The sequence below is a fragment of the Promicromonospora sp. NPDC023987 genome, from assembly GCF_040639055.1.
In the GTDB taxonomy this organism is placed as follows: Bacteria; Actinomycetota; Actinomycetes; order Actinomycetales; family Cellulomonadaceae; genus Promicromonospora.
Genome location: NZ_JBEZZF010000040.1, coordinates 1 through 17,575, shown reverse-complemented (window position 1 = coordinate 17,575; position 17,575 = coordinate 1). Strand labels below are relative to the sequence as shown.

At 72.4% G+C, this 17,575-nt stretch carries 15 protein-coding genes; 10 read left to right on the top strand and 5 right to left on the bottom strand.

Annotated elements, in window-relative coordinates; all coding sequences use genetic code 11:
- Window positions 1–145: 145 nt before the first annotated feature.
- Window positions 146–1,105, bottom strand: a complete 960-nt coding sequence (mshD, locus tag AB0F40_RS17495; RefSeq protein WP_357470112.1) for a mycothiol synthase — start codon at window positions 1,103–1,105, stop codon at window positions 146–148.
- 95 nt (window positions 1,106–1,200) lie between these two features.
- Complete coding sequence (gene acs / locus AB0F40_RS17490) at window positions 1,201–3,231, bottom strand: acetate--CoA ligase (protein ID WP_357470110.1); 2,031 nt, start codon at window positions 3,229–3,231, stop codon at window positions 1,201–1,203.
- Window positions 3,232–3,413: 182 nt separating this feature from the next.
- Between acs and AB0F40_RS17485 the strand changes: the two genes are divergently transcribed.
- A complete protein-coding gene (locus AB0F40_RS17485; RefSeq protein WP_357470107.1) occupies window positions 3,414–4,505 on the top strand; it encodes an NADH:flavin oxidoreductase/NADH oxidase in 1,092 nt (363 codons plus the stop codon).
- Window positions 4,506–5,013: 508 nt separating this feature from the next.
- Here the strand turns inward: AB0F40_RS17485 and AB0F40_RS17480 are convergent.
- Entirely contained in the window at window positions 5,014–5,856 is an 843-nt protein-coding gene (locus AB0F40_RS17480) for an HAD-IB family hydrolase (RefSeq protein WP_357470105.1), read from the bottom strand.
- A 289-nt stretch (window positions 5,857–6,145) separates the two neighbouring features.
- Here AB0F40_RS17480 and AB0F40_RS17475 point away from each other — a divergent pair, with 289 nt between their 5' ends.
- The 9 genes from AB0F40_RS17475 (at window position 6,146) to AB0F40_RS17435 (ending at window position 12,546) form a co-directional block, all read left to right on the top strand.
- Window positions 6,146–6,934, top strand: coding sequence for a pilus assembly protein FlpE (locus AB0F40_RS17475; RefSeq protein WP_357470103.1), 789 nt, complete (start codon window positions 6,146–6,148; stop codon window positions 6,932–6,934).
- The gene (locus tag AB0F40_RS17470; RefSeq protein WP_357470100.1) at window positions 6,931–8,091 is read left to right on the top strand and encodes a TadA family conjugal transfer-associated ATPase; all 1,161 of its coding nucleotides are present in this window, start codon (window positions 6,931–6,933) and stop codon (window positions 8,089–8,091) included. The genes AB0F40_RS17475 and AB0F40_RS17470 overlap by 4 nt, the downstream gene beginning before the upstream one ends.
- Window positions 8,085–9,221, top strand: a complete 1,137-nt coding sequence (locus AB0F40_RS17465; RefSeq protein WP_357470097.1) for a type II secretion system F family protein — start codon at window positions 8,085–8,087, stop codon at window positions 9,219–9,221. Before AB0F40_RS17470 ends, AB0F40_RS17465 begins: the two co-directional genes overlap by 7 nt.
- A 188-nt stretch (window positions 9,222–9,409) precedes the next feature.
- Complete coding sequence (locus AB0F40_RS17460; RefSeq protein ID WP_357470094.1) at window positions 9,410–9,628, top strand: DUF4244 domain-containing protein; 219 nt, start codon at window positions 9,410–9,412, stop codon at window positions 9,626–9,628.
- Between the two features lie 3 nt (window positions 9,629–9,631).
- Window positions 9,632–9,976, top strand: a complete 345-nt coding sequence (locus AB0F40_RS17455; RefSeq protein ID WP_357470091.1) for a TadE family type IV pilus minor pilin — start codon at window positions 9,632–9,634, stop codon at window positions 9,974–9,976.
- Window positions 9,973–10,437 carry an Rv3654c family TadE-like protein gene (locus AB0F40_RS17450; RefSeq protein ID WP_357470087.1) on the top strand — a complete coding sequence of 155 codons (465 nt, stop codon included), beginning with the start codon at window positions 9,973–9,975 and terminating at the stop codon, window positions 10,435–10,437. Before AB0F40_RS17455 ends, AB0F40_RS17450 begins: the two co-directional genes overlap by 4 nt.
- A gap of 54 nt (window positions 10,438–10,491) precedes the next feature.
- Window positions 10,492–11,445 (top strand): ABC transporter ATP-binding protein, encoded by a 954-nt coding sequence (locus tag AB0F40_RS17445; protein ID WP_357470084.1) that lies wholly within the window; start codon window positions 10,492–10,494, stop codon window positions 11,443–11,445.
- The gene (locus AB0F40_RS17440; RefSeq protein ID WP_357470081.1) at window positions 11,442–12,308 is read left to right on the top strand and encodes an ABC transporter permease; all 867 of its coding nucleotides are present in this window, start codon (window positions 11,442–11,444) and stop codon (window positions 12,306–12,308) included. Before AB0F40_RS17445 ends, AB0F40_RS17440 begins: the two co-directional genes overlap by 4 nt.
- A gap of 4 nt (window positions 12,309–12,312) precedes the next feature.
- Entirely contained in the window at window positions 12,313–12,546 is a 234-nt protein-coding gene (locus AB0F40_RS17435) for a helix-turn-helix transcriptional regulator (protein WP_357470079.1), read from the top strand.
- A gap of 70 nt (window positions 12,547–12,616) precedes the next feature.
- Here the strand turns inward: AB0F40_RS17435 and AB0F40_RS17430 are convergent, their stop codons facing one another.
- Both AB0F40_RS17430 and AB0F40_RS17425 read right to left on the bottom strand, forming a co-directional pair.
- Window positions 12,617–14,671 carry a CocE/NonD family hydrolase gene (locus AB0F40_RS17430; protein WP_357470076.1) on the bottom strand — a complete coding sequence of 685 codons (2,055 nt, stop codon included), beginning with the start codon at window positions 14,669–14,671 and terminating at the stop codon, window positions 12,617–12,619.
- Between the two features lie 111 nt (window positions 14,672–14,782).
- Window positions 14,783–17,404 carry a DEAD/DEAH box helicase gene (locus AB0F40_RS17425; protein WP_357470073.1) on the bottom strand — a complete coding sequence of 874 codons (2,622 nt, stop codon included), beginning with the start codon at window positions 17,402–17,404 and terminating at the stop codon, window positions 14,783–14,785.
- Between the last annotated feature and the right edge of the window lie 171 nt (window positions 17,405–17,575).

Sequence of the window (17,575 nt, the reverse complement as noted above, 5' to 3'; positions counted from 1 at the left end):
CTGCGCTTGCCGTGCGGGGATTCTGCTTCATGAATCGGCCGTTCTTGTCCCGGGTCCTGGCGGAGGTGTGCCCAGCGCTGTCCTTCATGTCCTTCATGGTGTCACCGTTCGGTACACGGTGGGTGACGCTCTCGGAGAGCATTCGTCACGAGCGGGCATACTGAACGTGTACGGCGGCCCGTGTGAAACCGGCCCGCTCGTACGTGGCCAGAGCCGGCGCGTTGTCGCCTTCCACGTACAGCACGGCGCGCGTGGCACCGGCGTGCGCGAGGTGCGCCAGCCCGACGTCGGTCAGCAGCCGGCCCAGGCCCTCGCCCTGATGGTCCGGGTCCACACCGAGCACGTAGATCTCGCCGTCGCGCGCCCCCTCCGGCTGGCCCGGCTCCGTCTTGGTCCACAGGAACGCGGCAGGGTCCACGCCGTCCGTCCCACCGGGAGCATCCTCTGCGTCGAGCAGGAAGAAACCCTCCGGGTCGAACCAGGGCTCGCTCAGCCGCGCCCGCAGATCGTCGAGAGTCATGCGGCCCTGCTCCGGATGGGTGGCGAACGCGCGGGCGTTGACGCGGAGCCAGCCGGCGTCGTCGGCGCCGGGGCGGAAGGTGCGCAGGCGGTAGCCCGCGGGCGCCACAGGAAGCTCCGGCGCCGCCGCGAGCGGTCGTGCGAGGAAGCGGAGCTCGCGCACCGGGCGCAGGCCCGCCGCCCGGGCGAACCCACGGGCGGACTCGAGATCGCCGTGCGCCCAGACGCGCAAGGGCTTGCCGTGCTGGCCGGGCTCTCCCGAACGGGACGGGAGCGTCGCGTCGCGCTCGGCGGTCTTGAGCAGCATGCGGCCGTGTCCGTTCCGGCGGTGCTCCGGGTGGATCACCAGCTCGGCGCTCGCGGTGTCGCCGGAGCGGTCGACCTGCACGTAGCCGATGGTGCTGCCCGCCTTGGTGTGCGCGACGACGTGGGTGATCCACTCCGCGTCGGTGCCCAGGTTGAGCAGTGGCTGCTCGGAGAGCGGCGCGACGCCATCGTGCGACTCGGCGGCCGCGGCCAGGGTTCGGACGGCCTGCTGGGCGTCGGCGTCGAGCGGGCCGATCTGAATGGGTGCAGCGATACGCATACCCCCATCCTCCTGCACACCGCGTTGAGTGCTGGCTATTTGTGAGTTCCCGGCTGGATCAGCCACAAATACCCAGCACTCAACGGGGCAGGGGGTCAGTCTTCTGTCGAGGCTGACGGCGTCGCCAGGCCCGCGGTGATCAGGTCCATCACCGAGGAGTCGGCGAGGGTCGTGGCATCGCCGACGGTCCGGTCCTCGGCGACGTCGCGCAGCAGGCGGCGCATGATCTTGCCGGACCGCGTCTTGGGCAGCTCCGGGACCACGAGGATCTTCTTGGGCTTCGCGATCGGGCCGATCTCCTTGCCCACGTGGTCGCGCAGCTCCTTCTGCACCGCGGCGGCGCCCTCCGGGGTCGCCGCCCGGTTCGCGTGGTCGCCCCGCAGGATCACGAAGGCGACGACGGCCTGCCCGGTCGTGTCGTCGGCGGCGCCCACGACGGCGGCCTCCGCCACGATCTCGTGCGACACGAGGGCCGACTCGATCTCCGTGGTGGACAGCCGGTGGCCGGACACGTTCATGACGTCGTCCACCCGGCCGAGCAGCCAGATGTCGCCGTCGTCGTCCTTCTTGGCGCCGTCGCCGGCGAAGTACAGGCCCTCGAACCGCGACCAGTACGTCTCCTTGTAGCGCTCCAGGTCGCCCCAGATGCCGCGGAGCATGGCCGGCCACGGCTCGGACAGGACGAGGTACCCGCCGCCGCCGTCGGGCACGGGCTTGGCCTCGTCGTCGACGACGGTCGCCGCGATGCCGGGCAGCGGGACCTGCGCCGATCCGGGCTTGGCAGCGGTGACGCCAGGGAGCGGGCTGATCATGATGGCGCCGGTCTCCGTCTGCCACCACGTGTCGACGACCGGGGTCCGGTCGCCGCCGATCACGCGGCGGTACCACATCCACGCCTCGGGGTTGATGGGCTCGCCCACCGAGCCGAGGACGCGCAGGGAGGACAGGTCGAACTCGCCGGGGATGTCGTCGCCCCACTTCATGCAGGTGCGGATCGCCGTCGGGGCCGTGTAGAGGATGGAGACCTTGTACTTCTGGATGAGCTCCCACCAGCGCCCGCGGTGCGGGGTGTCAGGCGTGCCCTCGTACAGGACCTGCGTGGCGCCGTTCACGAGCGGCCCGTACACCACGTAGGAGTGCCCGGTGACCCAGCCGACGTCCGCCGTGCACCAGTAGACGTCGGTCTCCGGCTTGAGGTCGAACACGTACTTGTGGGTGTAGGCGGTCTGCGTGAGGTAGCCGCCGGTGGTGTGCAGGATGCCCTTCGGCTTCCCGGTGGTGCCGCTCGTGTACAGGATGAACAGCGGGTGCTCCGCCTCGACGGCCACCGGCTCGTGCACCGGGTCCGCGGCGGCCAGCGCCTCGTGCCACCACACGTCACGGCCCTCTACCCAGTCGACCTCCTGCTCGGTGCGCCGGACGACGAGCACCTTCTGCACCGAGGTCTCCGGTGCGCCCTCCTTGGGGGCGAGGGCCTCGTCGACGGCAGGCTTGAGGGCCGACGGCGCGCCGCGGCGGTATCCGCCGTCGGCCGTGACCACCAGGGTGGCCTCGGCGTCGGCGATCCGGCTGCGCAGGGCGTCGGCGGAGAAGCCGCCGAAGACTACGGAGTGCGGTGCGCCGAGGCGCGCGCACGCCAGCATGGCGACTACCGACTCAACGAGCATCGGCAGGTAGATGACCACGCGGTCACCGGTCCGGACGCCCAGCGTGGCGAGAGCGTTCGCCGCACGGGACACCTCCTGCTGCAGGTCGGCGTACGTGACCGTGCGGGTGTCGCCCGGCTCGCCCTCGAAGTGGATGGCCACCCGCTCGCCGTGACCCGCCTCGACGTGCCGGTCCACCGCGTTGTACGCGGCGTTCAGCGTTCCGTCCCCGAACCACCGGGCTACCGGGGCACCGCTCCAGTCCAGGGTCTCGGTGAACGGGGTCTGCCAGGTCACGAGCTCCCTGGCCTGCTCGGCCCAGAACTCCTCGGCGCCTGCCGCCGCCTTCTCGTACAGGTCGGGCTTCGCGTTGGCCTGCGCCGCGAACTCCTCGCTCGGGGGGAAGCTGCGGGTCTCGTGCAGCAGATTTTCGAGGCTGGGGCCGGATGCCGGATCCGACGTCGGGTTGGTGTCTGTCACGGTGACCTCCGGTGCGCGTCTTCGCGTTTCGTTCGGGCAGGCACTTGGCGCTGCCTTGACGTTCTCTCTGCCCGGTGAGTGTAGTCCCGCACGGTGACAGTCCTCACAATCCCGTGTCACGTCCTGAGATTCGGGCCGGCTGCCTCGGAATGGCGCGGTGACCGGCCGCGTTGGTGGGTTTCGTGAGCCTCCTCTTCGACCCGATCACCCTCCGCGACCTGTCCGTCCCCAACCGGGTCTGGCTGGCACCGATGTGCGAGTACTCAGCGTCCGACGGGATACCGAACGACTGGCACCTCGTGCACCTGGGCGCCCGCGCTGTCGGTGGGTTCGGGCTGGTGCTGACGGAGGCGACCGCCGTCGTGCCCGAGGGCCGTATCTCGCCCCAGGACACCGGGATCTGGAACGACGACCAGACCGCCGCCTGGAAGCGCATAGTCGACTTCGTGCACGAGCGCGGGGCGCGCATCGGTATCCAGCTCGCGCACGCGGGGCGCAAGGCGTCCACCTTCCGGCCGTGGTCCCCGGAGCAGGGCACCGTGCCGGTGGCCGACGGCGGGTGGCCGACCCTTGGTCCATCGGCCGCTGCGTTTCCCGGGTACGCCGCCCCGGCGGAGATGACGGCCGCACAGGTGGCGGACGTTCCCGAGCAGTTCGCCGCGGCCGCCCGCCGCGCACGGGCGGCCGGGTTCGACGCGGTCGAGGTGCATGCGGCCCACGGGTACCTGCTCCACCAGTTCCTGTCACCGATCGCGAACCACCGCACGGACGAGTACGGCGGGTCCGCGGACGCCCGCGCGCGGCTCGTCGCGGAGACGGTGGAGGCGGTGCGGTCCGCATGGCCGGCCGAGCTCCCCGTGCTGGTGCGGATGTCCGCGACCGACTGGCGCGACGACGGTCTCGGGGTGGACGACGTCGCGGCGGTCGCCGGTCGGCTGGGCACGCTCGGTGCGGATCTGATCGACGTGTCCACGGGCGGTGTCGCACCGGCGTCCATCGCCGTCGGACCGGGCTACCAGGTGCCGCACGCACGCCGGATCCGGGAGGCGACCGGGCTGCCGGTGAGCGCGGTCGGTCTCATCAGCGAGCCGGCCCAGGCCGAGCAGATCCTGGTGGAGGGTTCGGCGGACGCCGTCCTGCTCGGCCGTGAGGCGCTGCGTGATCCGTACTGGCCGCTGCGCGCCGCACACGCGCTGCGTGCGCAGATCGGCGTGCTGCCGGTGAGCTCAGGGGTGGGAATGCAGCCGCAATACACGCGTGCGCCGTGGCGGTGACCGGCGGGGTGGCGGTGGGTGCGACGAGCGCGATTCCTGTTACCTGCGGCGTTTGGCGCCGGGAGGAATGTCGAGCACGGTGATTCTTTTTCAGCCGAGTTGCATTCCGCGAAACGATTCGCCGTGCGGCCGGGCTCCTCGCATTTTCCGTTCGCGATCCGGAAGTGCGAGGGCCCGGCCACTGCGGTGGCGAGATCTCGGTCTACGAGTACGACGCCCGGGAGTATCCTCAAGCCGGATGCCGCTCTCACCAGCTGGGTGGGGTGACCGTGCACTTCGCTTGCTGCCCGATCGGGTCAACACCCTTTCGGTCCCCAGGGCACGGTCCCTTCCGCCCTGAATGCTTGCTGTGAACACAATCACACTGCCTTCTGCTAACAAAAGCAACTGGAGCGGACTCATCTTCACAATTGCCAATTCCTGTCATGTCGGCAATTGGCTGGGAAAATCTTCGGCCTTGCCTTGGCTTGACCTGAAGCGGTAGATCGGTCGACCGGGACGTGCGCGTTCAGTGGTTCCCGAGCCGTCGTCGGGACCGGCGTCGGGCAGCTCGCCAGATCAGCCAGACGGTGACTCCGAGCGCGGCCGCGCCGACCACCGCGATGACCGGGGCGGGCTCGATGCGCGGGCGCAGCGCGATCGGACGGGTGAACGCGAGGACGCCCCAGCCGGCCTGCGCCGCCCTCCGCCGCAGCCCCCGGTCCGGGTTGACCACGTATGAGTTGCCGACGGCCTCCAGCATCGGGGCGTCCGTGATGGAGTCGGAGTAGGCGAAGCTCTGCGCGAGGTCGTACTGCTCGCGTGCGGCGAGCCGGTGGATACCCACGGCCTTGTTGTCGCCGTAGTTGTAGAAGTCGATCTCGCCGGTGAAGCGGCCGTCGTCGACGGTCATCTGCGTCGAGAGGACGTGGTCCGCGCCCAGCACCGCGGCGATGGGTTCGACCAGCACGGCGGCCGACGCCGACACGACCACCACGTCCCGTCCTGCCGCGTGGTGGCCGGCGATGAGCTCGACCGCCTCGGCGTAGACGTACGGGTCGATGAGCTCGTGCACCGTCTGGGTGACGATCTGCCGGACCTTCTCCACGTCCCAGCCGGTGACGAGTGACGACAGGTGGGCACGCATCCGTTCCGTCTGGTCGGCGTCGGCATTGCCGATCATGAAGACGAAGTGGGCGTACGCGCTGCGCAGCACGTCGGCGTGCGAGAGGAGCCCGCCCGCGAGGAACGGCTTGGAGAACGCCGCCGACGAGCTGGTGGCGATGATCGTCTTGTCGAGATCGAAGAACGCGGCCGTACGCGGGGCGTGCGACAGCGGTCGAGTGGCGATCTGAGGAGCCTGCTCGGTCACGCGACGAGCCTAACGGGGCAAGCCTGTCGACGACCGTCTCCTCCGGGGGTTTCCGCACTCGGGATGAAATTCGTCGGGCCGGCTCGCAGACCCTCCTCACGGCGGCGCGGTCGAAGGAACCCGACCACAGGCACCACTTTCCCCAGCCTGTGCACAGCCGCGCCGGAGGGCCGCGCCGGCGCGGCGCCGAACGCCCAACCTGGTTCCGGAGCCCGGGCAGTCCGCCCGGGGTGGAGACCGGGCAGCGTGCCCGGCGTAGGTCCGGGACAGCCGGGCGGGGGAGGCGGCGATGGTCAGCACAGCGGGCGGCACGGCGTCGGAGCAGGGGCGGATGATCGGCGTGGTCGGGGCGTGCGGTGGGGCAGGTACGTCAGTGGTGGCCGCGTGCGTCGCCCACGGTCTGCGTCGGGGTGGTGAACGCGCCACGCTCGTGGACCTCGACACGCACGGACCGGGTACCGACCTGCTGCTGGGGGCCGACGGCGGGCGCGGGGCACGGTGGCCGGACCTGATCGGGGCACGCGGCGAGGTCGAGGGCACGGGCGTGGTGGCGGCGCTGCCCCGCTGGGGCCTCGTGCCGGTCCTGAGCGGCACGGCATCGGGTCCGCCGCCGGACGACGACGTGGTGCTCGACGTCTGCCGCGGGCTCGTCCGGGCGGGCGAGACCCTGGTGCTCGACCTGCCCCGGCCGGGCGGCTGGGGCACCGCCACGCGCCGCGGCGTCGGTGCTGCGGCCGAGGCGCCCGCCAGTGCCGGCCAGGCGGTGCCTACCCTGCTGGCCCGCTGCGCGACGGCGCTGCTCGTGGTCCCGCTGACGCTGCCGGCGACCGTCGGCGCCCAGCGGGTGCGCGACGCGCTGCGGGGCGCCGGCGTGCCGGACGTTCGCGTGGTCGTGCGCGGCCCGGCGCCGGGATCGGTCGACGAGGACGACGTGTCGGCCGCCCTGGGCCTGCCGGTCATCGCGGCGATGAGCAGGGACGCGGGGCTCGCCCGGGCGATCGAGCGCGGCGAGGGGCCGGCGATGTCCCACCGGGCCACGCTCGGCCGGTTCGCGACCGACGCGGCAGGTGTGCTGTGAGTGCTCCGGCGGGTGCGGCCACGCTGCTCGACGACGTCCGTGCCCGTCTCGCGACGGGTCGTACCGGTGCCGACGCCGCCGTCCGCGACGCGGTACGGGACTCCGGCCGGGTGCTCGGGTCCGATGCGCTTCGGGACCTGGAACGCGCGGCCCGCGCCGAGCTCACGGGCGCCGGCCCGCTGCAGACGCTGCTCGACGCACCGGACGTGACCGACGTGCTGGTGAACGGACCCGACGACGTGTGGGTCGATCGCGGTGCCGGGCTCGAGCAGGTGCCGCTGCGCCTCGGGACGCCCACCGGTGTGCGGGCGCTCGCGGTCCGGCTCGCCGCGCTCGGCGGCCAGCGGCTCGACGACGCCTGCCCGACCGTGGACGCCCGGCTGCCCGACGGCACCCGGTTGCACGCCGTGCTGGAACCGCTCGCCGAGGCGGGCGCGGTGATCTCGCTTCGGGTACTCCGGAACCGCGCGTTCACGCTCGACGAGCTCGTCGCCGGTGGCGCGCTGCCGAGCCAGTGGGCGGGCCTGCTGCACTCGCTCGTGCTGCGCCGGGCGAACGTGCTGGTCAGCGGTGGTACCGGCACCGGGAAGACGACGTTGCTCGCCGCGCTGCTCTCTCTGGTGCCCCACAACGAGCGCGTGGTGACGGTCGAAGAGGCGCGTGAGCTGCGGCCCGCGCACCCGCACGCGGTGCACCTCGCTGCCCGACGAGCCAACGTCGAGGGCGCAGGCGCGGTCGACCTCGCGGACCTCGTCCGGAACGCGCTGCGCATGCGGCCCGACCGGATAGTCCTCGGCGAGTGCCGGGGCGCCGAGGTGCGTGAGGTCCTCATGGCGATGAACACCGGGCACGACGGCGGGTTCGCGACCCTGCACGCCAACGCCGTCGCCTTGGTGCCGGCCCGGCTGGAGGCGCTCGCCGGGCTGGCCGGGATGACGCGCGAGGCGGTGGCCGCCCAGGCTGCCGGCGCGCTGGATGTGGTGCTGCACCTCCGGCGGTCGCACGGTGCTCGGTACCTCGCGGAGATCGGGCTGGTGGGGCGCGCGCCGGGCGGGGAGCTCTCGGTCCGGACGGTCGCATGGTGGGACGGCAGCGGCGGGTGCGAGGTCGAGCCGGACGGGTGGGCCGAGCTGGCGGGCAGGTACGGGCCGTGGTGAGGGCGGTGGAGTCGCTCGGTGTGGGGCTGCTGGTCGCGATCGGTGCCTGGCTGGTGCTGGCACGCGGTGCGCGTCGCCTGCGCGAGGTGCTCGGTCCTTCGGGCCAGGGGCCCGCCCCGGCCGGCGGAATGCCGGCTGGTGCGGCGCTGGCGCACGGACGCGCGTCCGCGGCACGGCAGAGTCGCAGGCTCCGGGCCGAACGCGGTCCTGGCAGCGACGTCCGGGTGCTCGTGATGCAGGTCGTCGCCCTGCTCAAGGCCGGTTCGTCGCCCGGGCTGTCCTGGTCCCGTGCCGCTGGGGTGACCGCGGATCTCACGGGTGTCCCGGACACCGAGGGGCTCGCCAAGGTGCTCGGGGTCCGGCATGCGGAGGCCGTGGTCGCGGCGACCCGGCTCGCGCTCGACGTCGGCGCGCCGCTCGGGCGGGTCCTCGAGCAGGTCGCAGGGACCCTTGTCGCGGAGGCAGAGTCGAGGGCGGAGCGGGACGCGGCGCTCGCTGGGCCGCGGACGACCGGGCGGCTGCTCATGTGGTTGCCGATCGCCGGAGGCTTCCTCGGCTGGGGGCTCGGCGCCGACCCGGTGGCCACGGCGACGGACGGCGGCATCGGCACCGTGGCGGTGAGCCTCGGGCTGGTGTTGCTCGTGACCGGTCGGGTCTGGTCGGACCGGCTGGTGGCTGCTGCCCGGGGCATCGATCAGCCCGGTGTGGACATCCAGGTCGTCCTGGAGCTCGTGGCTGCCGCCGTGCGGTCCGGAGCCGGCGTGCCGAGGGCGCTGGAGGCGACCGGTGTGGCGGTCGGCGGGGCCGACGGTGCGGCGTTGACCCGGGCCGCCCACGCGCTGGTGCTCGGAGCGGCCTGGGAGCGCGCGTGGGCCGGCACCCCGGCGGCGCTCGAGCCGATGGTCCGGGCGCTGCGCGGCGCCTGGCTGGACGGCGCGGCGCCGGGCGCGGCGCTCAGGGCTGCCGGCGAGGAGGTGCGGCACGAGCGGAGGGGTGCGGCCAGGACGGCTGCCGCTCGGCTCGGCGTGCGACTCGTGCTCCCGCTGGGGACCTGCTACCTGCCCGCGTTCGTGCTGGTGGGCCTGGTCCCAGTGCTGCTGGCGCTGGGGATCGGCCTGCTCGCCGGCTGAGTCGGCTGCGCCCGCAGCGCCTGCTGCCCCGCTGCACCTGCCGCGTCGCGCGGCAAAGAGAGAGCTTCGGCGTGCTGTCGTGCGCCGACGCCGTCCGCCACACGGCGGCCGGGGCCCGCTGGAGCGGGCCGTACAGATGGCCCGCGTGCGGGCCGGGATGCCCGGACACGGGCGGAGATGGAGGAGACATGACGATGACGACGGCGGTGGCCTGCCCTGACCCGGAGGACCGGTCGCAGGCGGAGGTCGACGAGCGCGAGTCGGAGAGAGGACTGGCGACCGCCGAGTACGCGATCGCGACGCTCGCCGCTGCCGGGTTCGCCGGTGCGCTGCTGGCCATCCTGAAGGGCGGCGACGTGAAGGCGATGCTGACGTCGCTGGTTCAGTCGGCGCTCTCGATCGGCTGACCCATGGCGGAGCGTGAGTCGGAGCGGGGGACGGTCACGGCAGAGCTGGCCATCGGGCTGCCCGTCGTGATCCTCGTGCTCGTCGCCGTGCTCACCCTCGCGGCCGCGTCCACGGCACAGATGCGTGCCATGGACGCGGCCCGCGCGGGGGCGCGGGCGGTCGCGATCGGCGAACAGGAGGCGGTGGTGAGCGCGGTCGTCGCGAGGGTCGGTGGTCCGGAGGCGGAGGTGGTGCTCGCGCACGACGGCGAGTGGGTCCGGGTCACGGTCACGCGGCCCGTCGCGGGTGGCTGGCTGTCCGGGCCGCTGCGGGCTACGGGGACGGCGGCGGCATGGGTCGAGCCATGAGGGCCGGACGACGCGCGGCCGGGCGTGACTCCCGGCGCGGCTCCGCGTGTGAATCCCGGCGTGATCCCGAACGTGGCGCCGGAAGTGACCCCGAACGTGGCGCCGGCACGGTCCTGGTCCTGGGGATCGTCGCTGCGGTCCTGCTGCTCGCGGTCGGGATCGCGGCGCTCGGCGCCGCCCAGAACGCCCGTGGGGTGGCGCAGGCCGCCGCCGATCTCGGTGCCCTTGCCGGGGCCACCGCCCTGCGGGACGGATTCGATTCGTGCGGCACGGCGGGTGGCGCCGTGGCACGCAACGGGGCCGAGATCGCGTCGTGCGAGGTGCTCGGCGGAGGTGTGGTGCGCGTCGTGGTGACGCGAGAGGCGAGCGGTCCGGGAGGCGTGCTGGGGAAAGCCGGAGCGTCCGCACGGGCCGGGCCACGGGCTGCTGGACCACCGGCACCGACCGGAGAAATGGGATGACATGCCTCCGCTACGAAACGTAGTATCACTGCTATGAAAAGTATGGAGGATGCGATGAGCGCACCGGAGGTGCCCCCGCCGTCGGGCGATGTGGCGCTCGACGTGCGTGACCTGCGGATGCGATACGGGACGAAGGACGTGCTCACCGGGGTCTCGTTCACGGCCGGCCGGGGCGAGGTGCTTGCCCTGCTGGGCCCCAACGGCGCCGGTAAGACCACCACCATCGAGATCCTCGAGGGCTTCCGTATGCGGTCGGCCGGCGAGGTGGCGGTGCTCGGAGAGGACCCGGCACATGCCGGAGAGGCGTGGCGTGCCCGGCTGGGCGTCGTCCTCCAGTCGTGGCGGGACCACGGCAGATGGCGGGTGCGGGATCTGCTCGGCTACCTCGCGCGGTTCTACGGCCCCTACTCGACCGCCGAGGTCAGGCGGCCGTGGGACGTGGACGAGTTGATCAAGGTGGTCGGTCTCACGGAACACGCTCGCGCGAAGGTCCAGACGCTCTCGGGCGGGCAGCGCCGGCGCCTGGACGTGGCGATCGGGATCGTCGGGCGGCCGGAGCTCGTCTTCCTCGACGAGCCGACGGCAGGCTTCGACCCGCACGCCCGGCGGGAGTTCCACGACCTGGTGCACCGCCTGGCCGACTTCGAGAACACGACGGTCCTGCTCACCACGCACGACCTCGACGAGGCCGAGAAGCTGGCCGACCGGATCCTCGTGCTCGACGAGGGCACGATCGTCGCCAACGGTTCCGCGGAACAGCTCGCGCGCGAGCTGACCACCCAGGCAGAGGTGCGCTGGACGGCCGAGGGGCGCAGGCACGTCCACGCCGTGACCGAGGGCGACCCCACTGGCTTCGTCCGTGAGCTCCTGGCCCACAACGACGGCGTCATGGACCTCGAGGTCAAGCGGGCCAGCCTCGAGGACACCTACATGTCACTCGTGCACCGGGCCGAGACGAGCCGGGCCACGACGAACCAGCCCGAGCAGAACGAGGAGGTGCCGTCATGACCACGACCACACAGACCGAGGCGCGCTGGGTGGCCGTCCGTGCCGGACTGTCCCGCGGCTGGCTCGAGACGAAGTACTCGCTCAAAGAGCCGGGCGACCTCGTCTGGAACTTCGCCTTCCCCCTGATCTACATGGTGGTCCTCCTCTTCATGCGGGGCAGCACCGTCCCAGGAACCGACTTCGCGCTGGGCGCCATGGTGCTGCCGAGCCTGGTCGGCATGTCGATCGCCTTCGGAGGTCTCACGGGCCCGGCCAGCACCATCGCGGTCGACCGGGAGGACGGCACGCTCCTGCGGGCCAAGGCGACGCCCAACGGCATGATCGGTTACCTCGTCGGCAAGATCCTCATGTTCGCGCTGACGACGGCGGTCAGCCTGGTCTTCCTCGTCATCCCGGCCTTCGCCGTGGCGGGTGACCTGCGGCTGGACGCTCGTACCGTCGTGCTGCTCATCTTGCTCTTCGTCGTCGGGATGCTCGCCACCGTACCGATCAGCGTCGCGCTCGGCTCGCTGCTGAAGCGGGCCTCGCAGTCCGGGCTGCTGTTCCTCGGCTCGATGCTGCTCATCGTGCCGTCGGGCATCTTCTACCCGATCACCGCGCTGCCCGAGTGGCTGCAGTGGGTGGGGCAGGCGTTCCCCTACTACTGGCTCGGGCTGGGCGCCCGGTCCGCGATGCTGCCGGACGCCATGGCCTCGGTGGAGATCGGCGAGTCATGGCGCACGCTCGAGATGTTCGCCGTGCTCGGTGCCTGGGCGGTCCTGGGTATGGTGCTCGCGCCGATCGTGCTCCGCAGGATGGCCCGGAGGGAGTCGGGCTCCACTGTGGCGGCGGCACGAGAGCGCTACATGAGCCAGGGGTACTGAGTTGGTGGCAGAGCAGTCCGACGTCGTCCACAACCGCATAGCGATGCTGCGTGCCGAACGCGGCGTCTCGCGGCGTGAGCTGGCGGACGCGCTCGGGGTGCACTACCAGACCGTCGGGTACCTCGAGCGGGGCGAGTACAGCCCGTCGCTGCACCTCGCGCTGCGGATCGCCGAGTACTTCGGCGTCGCCGTCGAGGTCGTCTTCTCGACCACCCCGTTCAAGCGCCTCGGCGAGTAGTGGTTGTGGGCGCGATGGTTGCGCGCAGGTGTCCCGGACAGCGCGACGATCGCGCCCACAACCCAGGTGATCAGCGCGGGACCGTCACCGATTCTTCCGGGAGCAGCGAATCCCGGCTCACCTCGTCGGCGGCCGGCACCAGGCTCCGGCCCGGCGCGAAGCTCGTCATCGGTCCGGACACCGGCAGCTGCAGGCTGGTCCTGCGGAGGTCGATCGAGTACGGCGTGGCGGCGCGGTCCACGGTCACGGTCGCGCCCCGGTCAGTACCCATGATCACCAGCCCCAGCTGGTGCCCCGCGGGCACCACCACGTCGTTGGTCTGCATCTCGACGGTCAGGGTGTGGGTCCCTGCGCCGTCCAGCCTGGCCCAGCCGCGCCCGAGCACCTGCAGCTCGGTGGACCCGATGTTCCGGATGACGTCGCGGTAGCAGGCGTCGTCGATCCCGGCCGACTCGCCGTAGCACGACTCGGTCGGGAGGGTGATTGCCCCGTCACCCGCGCCGAGCACCCGGTCCAGCACGCCGTAGTCGACGAGCCCCACGGTGATCTGCCCTGTCGGCGCCCCGTGGGTCACGGTGGTCGTCACCGCCGCCGCCCCGGACAGACGCAGGTCCGACGTCAGCGTTCCGGTACGGAACAACAGGCGGTTCGGGTTGGCGCCAGCGGTCAGGGCGGCATTGAAGCTCTGGCGGGGAGCGTTCACCCAGCCGACGTCGGCCCTCCGACCGCGCGCGCCGAGCGCGAGGCTGCCGTCGGCGCCGGGCCGCAGCCGCGCCGTGCGGTCGGTGACCGGCCACGTGTCCGAGGTGACCACCTCGTTCGGCGTCACCTCGACCCGCACGGCCGGCTCGTCGGTGATCCCGTTGTCCACACCGAGCAGCTCGTGGTCGAACCAGCGGTGCAGCGTGTCCACCCACTCGGCGCGATCCGAGTCGAACGGGTCGACGTGCCCGAGCCGCGTGAGCCAGAGCTTGCGCTCCACGCCTTGCTCACCGAGCGCCGTCCACCAGCGGGAGAAGTTCGGCGTGTCCACGTTGGTGTCCTGTGCGCCGTGCACGACGAACACGCTGGCCGTCACCTGCGACGCGTCGAAGACCGGGCCGGAGCGGTAGTCACGCTCGTCCCAGAAGGCGTTGTGCGCACCGGAGGCGTCGTCGGCCGCCGCGTTCAGCTCCTCCGTGATCGCCGCGCAGTCCGTCGGGACGTGCCGGTTCCTGGCCACGTAGCTCATCAGGAAGCGCGGGTAGTTCGCCGAGAACGGCAGACCCTGGGCGCGGTCGTAGTCGTACCAGGAGCTGATCGCGCCGATCGGCACTATCGTCTCCAGCCCCTCTGCCCCGGTCGCGGCCACACCGTTGGCGAGCGTCCCGTCGTAGGACTTGCCGAGCATTCCCGTCTTTCCGGTGGTCCAGTCCGCGACCACCGGTTCTCCGGTATCCGGGTCGACGGCGCTCGCGTTCCCGTTCAGCCAGTCCACGACTGCCTTGACCGACAGCACGTCGGAGCGCCCGCCGTGGTCCGTGCAGCCCGTGGACCAACCGGTCCCGGCCATGTCGACCGCAACGTAGGCGTACCCACGGGGTACGAAGTAGTTGTCGTAGTACAGCGGGAACAGCGTGGGGTCACCTGATTCGTCGTACTGCTTGAGCTCGCTCTCGTTGCCCCGGCCACAGCAGGCGTAGTACGGGCTGGCGTCCATCACGACGGGCACCTCGGCGACGCCGTCGAGCTCGGCCGGCCGGATGATGTCGGCCCGGATCTCCTCGAGGTCGCCGTCACCGTCGAGGTCCGGGGCGATCACGTTCACCGACTCGCGGATCGCCCCGGCGTAGTCGTAGACGGCCCTGGTGGCGCCGTCGTCGCCAAGGGCAGCGGCGTCCCCGCCGGCTTCGGCCCCAGTTCCGATCCCGGCCCGGGGCTCGGCCTCGACCCTCGGGCCAGGCTCGCCCGCCGCGCGGGGCTTCGCCGCGCCGGGCTCCGCCGCCGCGAGCGGTACCGCGCCCGCAGCGGCAGCTGTGGACGGGGCGGCTCCGGCGGGGACAGTTCCCGCCGCCAGTGCGAGCCCGGTGAGTGCGGTGACGACGAGTGCGGCGACCCGCTTCGCCCGGACGTGGTGGACTCGCATGGCGTGCTCCTTCGCGACGGACGGCCTGGCCAGAGGCACCGTATCGACTGAATGCCACCTGGGGAATACCGTTCCGTTACCTTCCGGTAAGGAATTCTTGCCCGGTGGCGGTCAGCGGGCGTCGGTGAGCGCGGCGCTCCGCGGGTCGTGGGAGAGCACGGCGTCCAGGAGCCGCACCGCGGCTGCCTTGTCGAGCGGCGCGTTGTAGGAGCCGCACTTCGGCGACTGCACGCACGCCGGGCACCCGTCGGCGCAGGGGCAGGCGGCGATCGCGTCGCGGGTGGCCCGGAGCCACGTCGCGCCCAGGTCGTAGGCGCGTTCCGCGAAGCCCGCACCGCCTGGATAGGCGTCGTAGACGAACACCGTCGCCTCGCCCGTGTCCGGGTGCAGCTCCGTCGACACCCCGCCGAGGTCCCAGCGGTCGCACGTCGCGAGCAGCGGCAGCAGACCGATCGACGCGTGCTCGGCGGCGTGCAGCGCACCCGGCGTCTCCTCGGGGGAGATGTCGGCGGCCCGCAGCACGAACTCTGGTACCGACCACCACACCGCGACCGTGCCGAGCGTGTGCTCGGGCAGCTCGAGCTGTTCCGTACCCAGTACCTGCATGTCCGGGACGCGGCGCCGCTGAAAGCTCACCACCTGCGAGGTCACCTCGACCGGCCCGAGGCCCCACGTGACCGGCCCCCACTCCTGCGTGACCAGGTCATGGCCGGGGCCGTCCCCGCGCTGCGTGCCGGCGTCGGCCTCCTCTACGTCCTCGCCCCAGCCCTCGATGGCCACCGACATGACCGAACGGGACCAGGTGCCGTAGTCGAGCCGGCGCCGCTGCACGACGGCGGTGTGGTCGGTCAGGTCCAGGTGCGCCACCACGTAGGTGGTGCCCTGGTGCACGTAGACGGCACCGTCGTGGACCTGGCCGTCCGCCGACGCCGCGTCGACGGTGCCCAGCATGCGGCCGGTTCCCTGCTCCACCACCCGTACGGGGGTCCCGCCGGCTCCGCGCAGGTCGGTCAGGCCGGCGGCGGCCTGGTGGTGGGTCCAGTACCACCCGGACGTCCGACGTCGGAGCGCTCCCCGGGCGACCAGCACCTGCAGGATCTCGCGGACGTGGGCGGGATCGCCGAACGCCACGAGATCCTCCGCGCGCAGGGGTGCCTCCTGGGCCGCCGCGCACAGGTGCGGTGCGAGCACGTGCGGGTTCGCGGGGTCGAACACCGTCGCTTCGAGCGGGGCGTCGAACACCGCCTCGGGATGGGTCACGAGGTAGGTGTCCAGCGGGTCCTCGCGTGCGACGAAGGCGACCAGGCCGTCCGCGCCCGCCCGCCCGGCCCGGCCCGCCTGCTGCCACAGCGACATGCGGGTGCCCGGCCATCCGGCGATGAGGACCGCGTCCAGGCCGGAGATGTCCACGCCGAGCTCGAGGGCGTTGGTCGTCGCCAGGCCGAGCAGGTCGCCGCTGCGGAGCGCCTGCTCCAGCTCGCGGCGCTCCTCGGGGAGGTAGCCGCCCCGGTACGCGGCGATCCGGCGGGCGGCGTCGGGGGCGGCGTGCCGCAGGTGGTCGCGGGCCTGCTGCGCCACCGACTCCGCGCCGCGACGGGACCGGGTGAACGCGAGGCTGCGAGCCCCGGCCGCGGACAGGTCGGCGAGCAGGTCGGCGACCTCGGCGGTGGCGGACCGCCGGGGGTGCTCCGGCGGGGCCTCGGTGGCGACCGCCTCGGCCTCGGGGTCCGGCTCCGCGGCGGGCAGGGCCCAGGGGTCCGGTTCGGTGAGGTCGGCTCGTTGCATCGAGGTCGGCACATCACTGGACCGATCTCGGTGCAGACTGCCGACCTCGGCGCTGGTGTCGCCGTCGGCCGGGGGGCGCCAGCCCGTGATCTCGGGTGGTTGCCACAGCAGCACGGTGCGACGCCCGGAGGGTGAGGCGTCGTCGGTGACCGCGGTGACGTCGTCGGGCGATACGCCGATGAGGCGGGCCGCGCTGACCGCGGGCTCCGCCGTCGTCGCCGAGGCGACAACGAAGGTGGGCGAGCCCTCCCCGTACCGCGCCGCGAGGCGCGCCAGCCGCCGCAGCACCAGGGAGACGTGCGCGCCGAAGACACCGCGGTAGGCGTGTCCCTCGTCGACGACGACGTACCGCAGCCCTTTCAGGAGCCGCGACCAGCGGCGATGGTTCGGCAGCAGGGAGTAGTGGAGAAAGTCCGGGTTGGTGAGGACGACATCGGCGTGGTCCTGTACCCAGGAGCGCTCCTCACGCGAGGTGTCGCCGTCGCACGTCGCGACGCGGACGTCACGCGTACCCGCTGCGTCGAGGACACGTTCGAGCGCGCTCAGCTGGTCGGCGGCCAGCGCCTTGGTGGGACTGAGGTAGATCGTCGTGGGGCGGACGTGCGCCGACTCGATGTTGCCCGGATCGAGCGTGGCGGCGGCCGCGGCCGTCCGGACGGCGGACAGGGCCGGCAGCCAGAACGCCAGCGACTTGCCCGATCCCGTCGACGTCGCGAGTGCGGTGTGCCGACCCTGGTGGACGAGGTCGGCGGCGACCGCCTGGTGGGTCCACGGCCGGTCCACCCCGAGCCGCCGGTACCCCTGCACCACCGTCGCGTCTGCCCAGCGGGGCCAGTCCAGGTGCTCCGCCGTGCGCTCCGGGAACGTGCGGGACGCCGTCAGCCGCTCGGCGCGCGCGCCGCCGGCGAGGAGCACGTCGAGAAGCGGGTGGATGGGGGCGTCGGACACGCTGGACAGTCTCGCACCCGGACCGGCGCCCCGTGCAGGCCGGGGTCTGCCAGCAGAGGTCCGCTTCGAGAATGACTTCGGGTACCGTAGCCAGATGATTTGGGGGCAGGAGTTATTGTTGACGGTTTCGAAGAACCCGGGCGGGGGCCGTCTGAGTACCGGGCTGTGGGT

Bases quoted from the DNA above. Each gene is read 5' to 3' on its own strand.
- AB0F40_RS17460 (WP_357470094.1), top strand. From the start codon at position 9,410: ATGACGATGACGACGGCGGTGGCCTGCCCTGACCCGGAGGACCGGTCG.
- AB0F40_RS17445 (WP_357470084.1), top strand. From the start codon at position 10,492: ATGAGCGCACCGGAGGTGCCCCCGCCGTCGGGCGATGTGGCGCTCGAC.
- AB0F40_RS17455 (WP_357470091.1), top strand. From the start codon at position 9,632: ATGGCGGAGCGTGAGTCGGAGCGGGGGACGGTCACGGCAGAGCTGGCC.
- mshD (WP_357470112.1), bottom strand. From the start codon at position 1,105: ATGCGTATCGCTGCACCCATTCAGATCGGCCCGCTCGACGCCGACGCC.
- AB0F40_RS17450 (WP_357470087.1), top strand. From the start codon at position 9,973: ATGAGGGCCGGACGACGCGCGGCCGGGCGTGACTCCCGGCGCGGCTCC.
- AB0F40_RS17475 (WP_357470103.1), top strand. From the start codon at position 6,146: ATGGTCAGCACAGCGGGCGGCACGGCGTCGGAGCAGGGGCGGATGATC.
- AB0F40_RS17430 (WP_357470076.1), bottom strand. From the start codon at position 14,671: ATGCGAGTCCACCACGTCCGGGCGAAGCGGGTCGCCGCACTCGTCGTC.
- AB0F40_RS17440 (WP_357470081.1), top strand. From the start codon at position 11,442: ATGACCACGACCACACAGACCGAGGCGCGCTGGGTGGCCGTCCGTGCC.